Below are 6,864 nucleotides of genomic sequence, written 5' to 3'. Positions count from 1 at the left end.
CGGCGACGTCTCCGTGGACGAGGGCGGCAACGCCACCATCACCGCCACGGTCGACAACGCCCCGCAGACCGACCTCACCCTGAACCTGAGCAACGGCGAGACCGTGACCATCGCGGCCGGCACCACCACCGGCAGCGCCACCTTCGCGGTGCAGGGCGACGACCCCTACGTGGACGGCGGCTCCTTTACCGTCGGCATCGATTCCGCGACCGGCGGCAACTACGAGAACCTGAACACCGACGACACGGCCACCGTGACCGTCAGCGACACCGTGGACACCACCACCGTGACGCTCGGCGACGTCTCCGTGGACGAGGGCACCGGCCAGGCGACCATCACCGCGTCCGTAGACCATCCCGTGACCGGCTCCGACCTGGTCATCACCCTGGACAACGGCCAGACCGTGACCATCCCGGCCGGGCAGAGCTCGGCGGCCTCCACCCCGTTCGACGTGCAGGGCGACGACGTCTACAATGACGGCGGCTCCTACACGGTGGGCATCGAGTCCGTGGCGGGCGGAAACTACGAGGACCTGGACATCTCCGGCACGGCCACCGTGACCGTCAGCGACACCGTGGACACCACACATGTGAGCATCACCGGCGACACCAGCGTAACCGAGGGCGAAACCGCCACCTACACCATCAGCCTGGACAACCCGGCCCACGACACTGTGACCATTGATGTGGAGTACAGCGGAACTGCCGCCAACGGCACCGACTTCCACGGCGTCACCCAGGTAACCATCGCCAACGGCCAATCCAGCACCACGCTGGACCTGACCACTATCGACGACAATCTGTCCGAAGGGACTGAGAACGTCGTCATCACGCTCAAGAACCCCGTGGGCGGCAACTTCGAAAATATCGCGGTTTCCGCAACCAACGGAGCCATCACCACGGATATCCTGGATAACGACGCCAGCATCACCAGCGGTCTGGGGGGCACGCTCTACGAAGCGGCCCTGTCCGACGGCTCCGGCGACGACATCCCGGAAGGAGCCGGCTCATCCGTGACCAGCACCTTCACCGTCGAAGATCCAGGCAATGTGGTTGACGCCATCACCATCACCCCGCCCAGCGGCACCACGGTGTCCCTCGATACTTCGGGAGGATTCGAAACGCTCGTCGGCCACAGCTCCGACATGGACCTGGACGGCGACGGCGAAAACGACGCCACGCTCACCATCGACAGCTACAATTCCGATACCGGCACCTTCACCTACACGTTGCAGTTGACCGATGCGGTTGACAACACGCAGCAGACAGACCCGATGCAGCAGGCGCATGACCTCGACTTCAGCCTCAGCTTCGGCGTGGTCGACGGCACTACCACTCTGGATACGGCCAGCACCGACTTCCACGTGGCGGACGATAATCCCATAGCCCCGAGCTACGAGGTAGCCATTCCCGAGAGCACCGACACCTCCCAGGTGACCAACATCCTGATCACCTTGGATACGTCCGGCAGCATGCAGTGGGATCAGAACGGAAACACCATTCCATGGAACGACACGACCACCAAGAGCCGCCTCGAAATGGCCGTCGATTCCATCAAGGAACTGGCTGCCGCGTATGACGAAAACGGCGGATTCAACATCCAGATCGTGACCTTCGCATACAACGGCGTGGCCGCTCCCACCACCTTCACCGACCTGACCTCGCTGTCCAATTATCTGGACACGCTGTCTGCGGGCGGAGGAACGGAATACGACGACGCCATCGCCAAGGCGAAGCAAGTATGGTCCACGATCGCAGCCGACAGCAGCATCAACTCCGGCAACTCCGTTGCCTACTTCATCTCCGATGGCCAGCCGAACAGCGGCCATGAGCTGAACAGCAGCGAACAAAGCGCCTGGGAAGACTTCGTCGACCAGAACTTCAGCACGTCGTACGCCATCGGCATCGGCTCTTCCGCTCCTTCGGATGCGGACCTGAAGTCCATTGCGCACACGCCCGGCGGCTACTCCGGCGATGTGGACGACGCCATCTTCACCGTGTCCAACCTGGACGACCTGACGGCCACCCTGGTTTCCACAGTGGAGCAGACATCCACCGGCGACGCCCTGATCAACTCGGAGGAAGGCCGAACCCTCGGCGCGGACGACGACGGCAACCCGACCCTGCTCAGCCTGTCCTACGACCTGGGCGACGGCAACGGCGTCCATAACCTGACCTTTGACCCGAGCAATCCGGACGCGGTGCAGACCATCACCCTGGAACACGGTGCGGTGCTCGAAATCAACGGGCACGGCGAGTACACCTATACGGCAGGCATCGTCGACAGCGACTACTCCGTTGACTTCACCTACACGGTGCAGGACGGCGACGGTTCGCAGGCGACGGGCGTAGTCACTTTCACTTCCCAGGATATGGACGCCGCCGGCGCGCTCCTGGCCGTGGACGACGCGGCCCACGGAGTGGAAGGACAGATTCAGACAAACACGATTGACGATGTGTACATCGTGCCGGACTATTTCGGTTCGGCGCAAGATTTTGAAGGAGAGGTTTCCACCCAATCGTTTGCAGTCAATGGCTTGGCAACCGATGCAGTTACCGTCTCGGCAGAAGTGGCCGTGATGAACTACCGCCATGGGGACACGCTGACGGTCCGGCTCGTCGACAGTGAAGGCAACACCGTTGCCGGGTCTGAACAAAGCTTCACCAGAAGCGGGACCTACAGCTTTGATCTGGCGGCCAGCGGAGAATATCATCTGGTGATGTTCGGTGACGATACAACCCGCGATCCATCCATGTGGGCAACTCTTGAAGAAGTCCGGCTTGACGGCGCACTCGCGACCTACACCGAGATGACCGGCTCCACCGACCCGGCTCCCGGCAATGTACTGGACAACGACATGGCCTCGGGCGCACTCACGGTGACGGAGATATCCTTCGCCGGCGAAACGCACGACGTAACCGCAGGCGGCATCGACATCGACGGCTCCTACGGCACCCTGCACATCAACCAAGATGGCAGCTACACGTATACGCAGCACGATGGCGACCTCGGCTTCGTGGACCTGAACGACACCTTTACCTATACGGTGTTCAACGGCACGACCACCGACCAAGCCGACCTGACCATCCATTTGACCAGCTCGCATAACGACGCCAGCGCCCATACGGTGATCGGCACCGATTCGGGCGAGACCCTCAACGGCACCACCGGCGCGGACATTCTCGACGGCGGCGACGGAAACGACGTTCTCTACGGCCTGGCCGGAGACGACCTCCTGCTGGGCGGTGCAGGCAATGACACCCTGTACGGCGGCGACGGAAACGACACCCTGTACGGCGGCGCCGGCGACGACGTCATGACCACCGGCAACGGAGACAACTCCGTCTACGCCGGTTCCGGCGACGACATGGTCACCTTGGGCAACGGCGCGGACACCATCTTCATCAACCCGGACTACATCGGCGATGGCGGAGGTTCCCTTACGGTTCACGGCTTCGAAGGTTCGGACTCCCTGAACCTCTCCCCTAGCCTGGCCAACATGGACGTGGACATCCAATCCTCCACGACCGACCCGGGCGCATTGGTCCTGACGTTCTCCGGCGTCGACGGGGGAAGCGACGACCTGGTGGTCTCCCTGATGGGCGTCATCCCCACCACCGCCGACATTCACGAGCACTATGACCCGAGCGTGGTCACCGACGACATCAACACCGTCATCCAGGACATCATCAACTCGGCCAACAACTAACCAATCCCTCCCGCCCCGGCCACCCGGCCGGGGCGGGATACCCTCATCCATATCGCCGCTGCCCCTATCCCGATCGAATTGCCATAGGGGGCCCATCACACCGGAAACGGAGGAAATCGAGAAGGCCCCGCCCTCTCGCTTCTTTTACCGGACAACCGCCGTATAAAGCTTCGCCACATCGCCTGCGCCAAGCACTATGAAAGGCCTGGCAAAGGCCTTGACGTTCCGGCGCATCTCGTGTTTTTTCGAGCGTGAGTCGGACGGGGTGCCTTGCTTGCGTCCGGCAGCAGACTTGGGGATTGCATTGGAATCCGTCTTAACCGGGCCCGGGACTGCGCCTCGGGGCACAGCTCGCCGGACCTCCCAGCCTGCCGGAGAATACCCGGCCTGTGTGTGAATGCGCCGCGCAAACGCCTTCGTCCCAATGTAGACAACACGGCGGTTCCAGCTTCGCGCGAGAAGGCGCAAGCGGCTCGGGGCAAGGCAGGCCATTCAGACGAATGCTCGGACTCCACCCCGATGAGATCGTCCATGGCAACCGGAGACGACGGCGAAAGAAGAGACATGCGCAAATTGATGGGACAGCCTTTGAAGACGAGAGTTCTTCTTTTCAACCAACCGACCAGTTTCTTTAGGGCTGTTGCCCGCTTGTTTGCGACACACTCGATGTTCTATTTATCAATTGAATTACCTAGGTTATTCCGATATAATTCGTTGAGGTGACAACTCAACCAAAGCCGTTCATGATGGAACGGCCTTTTTGCTGTGGGCCGCAAGAAGAAGGCAACGTCGCGAAGGCGGTACCGACTATTTCCCCGGCCACCGGGCAGAATTTCGTCTCTTATATCTAGAAAGGCAAATCGCGCCGAAGACGATGGGATCGGAAACAGTTCGGCGCTCAGCGAATATCGCTTTCATTCTTTCTATTTTTTATGACTACTTAGGACTGTTGATTACTAATGAGCACCTTCTTTTTCAGCATCATTGTTCCCATATATAATGGCGCTACGCTTTTGGGGGAGACAATTGATTCCGTTTTGAATCAGTCGTTCCATGATTGGGAAATGATCGCGGTCGATGACCACTCCACGGATAATTCGGCGCAACTGCTCAAGGACGCCGGAACACGACACCCCAACATCAACGTAATCATCCACGAAAAGAATCACGGCGGTCCCTTTGCCGCCCGCAATACGGCCCTGGATCATGCCAAGGGGGAATACCTGATTTTTCTCGACCAGGATGATTTGCTGGCTGCCGATTCACTGGAAAAAATCGCCCAGCTCGCAAAAGAATGCCAAAGCGACGCCATCCGCGGGGTGCGGATATCACTTAAAGATGGCAAGGAGAAAATCATGAATGAATTTCTCCCCGCCTCTCCGGTTTCCACCCGGTTTCAAGACTCGCCGGAACTCTGGCCCGGCAACAATTTCGCCGCCTGGATATTCAAAAGGGAATTCATTAGTGAAAACGGATTGCGGTTCCAGGATTTAATCGGCCACGATGACAAGGAATTTCTGCTCCACGCATTGCTCTCCGCCCGTTCACTCACGGTCAGCGATATCCCGTTGGTCAAATACCGCCGCCGACACAATTCACTGCAAGGGCGCAAGAATCCCCGAAGCATGTTTGATGATATTCGGGCCCATGGCATGATGTTGACCCTGCTGCATGAAACAGGAAACAAGCGGGCTCTGGACCACAGATTCAAGCGCCTGGATTTTCCCGCCATTGCCGGGATGTGCGCATGGGCTTCCACCCAAGTGGACAAGGAAACGAGGAAAGACTTTTACGAAAAGGCGCAACAAATCTTCAACCGCCCTGAAGTCCGGGATCTTGATCCCGGAGAAGGGGAACGGCCGCTGATTTTCTCCAGCCTGAAAGCGGGCGACCATGCGGCTTCGACTCGACTGCTTCGGAAATACAGCCATCGGCTGCGCCGCTATCCGTGGTGGCGCACCCTCTGGAACAGGGGAACGGCCGCAGCAAAGGGCCGGGAATGATTCCTTACCCGCAAAACAACATTCGGCAAAAATGAATATGCTCAACATCGACACGGGACATATCGTACTGGCAGTACTGCTGCTCGCTTCGATACTTCTTTCCATTCGCTTCAAGGATATCGCAAAGCGCAATACCAGGCGTTTGAAGGATTACAGGTCGCAGCTTTCGAAGGAGGCGCACCTGGCCCGCCTCAAAGAGTACAAGAACTCTCCCGTCAAACGCAAATACGCTTATTTCACTTCCCTCACGGGGGGGTACGAATCGTTCAAGGTGCCGGAATATTTCGACCCGACGTTCGATTATTATATTTTTACGGATGACGAGAATCTCAAGGTCTTCGAACCGTTCAAGAAGATCCTTATCAGCAAGCCCGGCGAAGACCCCGTGCGCGTCTCCCGCCGAGTCAAGCTCAACCCCTTCGAAATGCTGCCGGGATATGAATATGCCGTCTGGGTGGATGCGAGCTTTCTGGTGCGAAACAGCTTGGAACCCTATGTTTCCAAAGTTCAACGGGCGGAAGCCGACCTGGGAGTGTTCCCCCACCCGGAAAGGAACTCTTACGAGGAAGAGGCCGCAGCCTGCATCCGCAAGGGGAAGGACAGCGAAGAAATCATCCAGGCCCAACTGGAATGCTACAAGACTCAATATGATATCAAGGCAATCAACGACCAGCCGCTTTTAGCCATGGGGGTATTCATAGCCAATCTCAAAAGCGAAACCTGCCGCCTCTTTTTCGATTGCTGGCGCGAAGAGTATCAGCGTTTTTCCAGGCGGGACCAACTCTCCGCCCCCTTCGCGCTCAATGCGGTGCGCCCCAAGTACATTCTGCTCGAGTCCACTGCTGATCTTGCTCATCAGCACAACAAATACATGTTCGAGATATACAATCATTCCACCCAGGCGGGCTACACGACACCGGAGTATCTCCCCGAAACGACCGAGGTCAGCCGCCTGCCCGAGTTTGTCGACGAGAAGAGGTAAGGCTTACCATGGATGCGACGCCAGATAGTTCCAGACGGAGACCGCCGCTCGGCAATCAGGCCGCTCCCCTCAATACGTATTGTTTCAGCAGACAGTGATAGGACAAACGGTTGTCTCCCGGTAATACAAAACAAGAAACGATGCTTTTATCTATTTTTCAACCTGTTGAA

At 58.4% G+C, this 6,864-nt stretch carries 3 protein-coding genes; all 3 read left to right on the top strand.

Annotated features, from left to right (window positions below):
• Nucleotides 1-3,709: immunoglobulin-like domain-containing protein (locus tag PSN43_RS10165; RefSeq protein WP_272700607.1), on the top strand; the 3,709-nt coding region annotated here is incomplete at its 5' end.
• Between the two features lie 959 nt (nt 3,710-4,668).
• A complete protein-coding gene (locus PSN43_RS10160) occupies nt 4,669-5,712 on the top strand; it encodes a glycosyltransferase family 2 protein (RefSeq protein WP_272700606.1) in 1,044 nt (347 codons plus the stop codon).
• Nucleotides 5,603-6,694 (top strand): glycosyltransferase domain-containing protein, encoded by a 1,092-nt coding sequence (locus tag PSN43_RS10155; RefSeq protein ID WP_272700605.1) that lies wholly within the window; start codon nt 5,603-5,605, stop codon nt 6,692-6,694. The genes PSN43_RS10160 and PSN43_RS10155 overlap by 110 nt, the downstream gene beginning before the upstream one ends.
• Nucleotides 6,695-6,864: the final 170 nt, after the last annotated feature.

Source organism: Desulfovibrio sp. Fe33, assembly GCF_028532725.1.
In the GTDB taxonomy this organism is placed as follows: Bacteria; Desulfobacterota; Desulfovibrionia; order Desulfovibrionales; family Desulfovibrionaceae; genus Pseudodesulfovibrio.
This window is presented reverse-complemented; position numbering and strand designations above follow the sequence as displayed.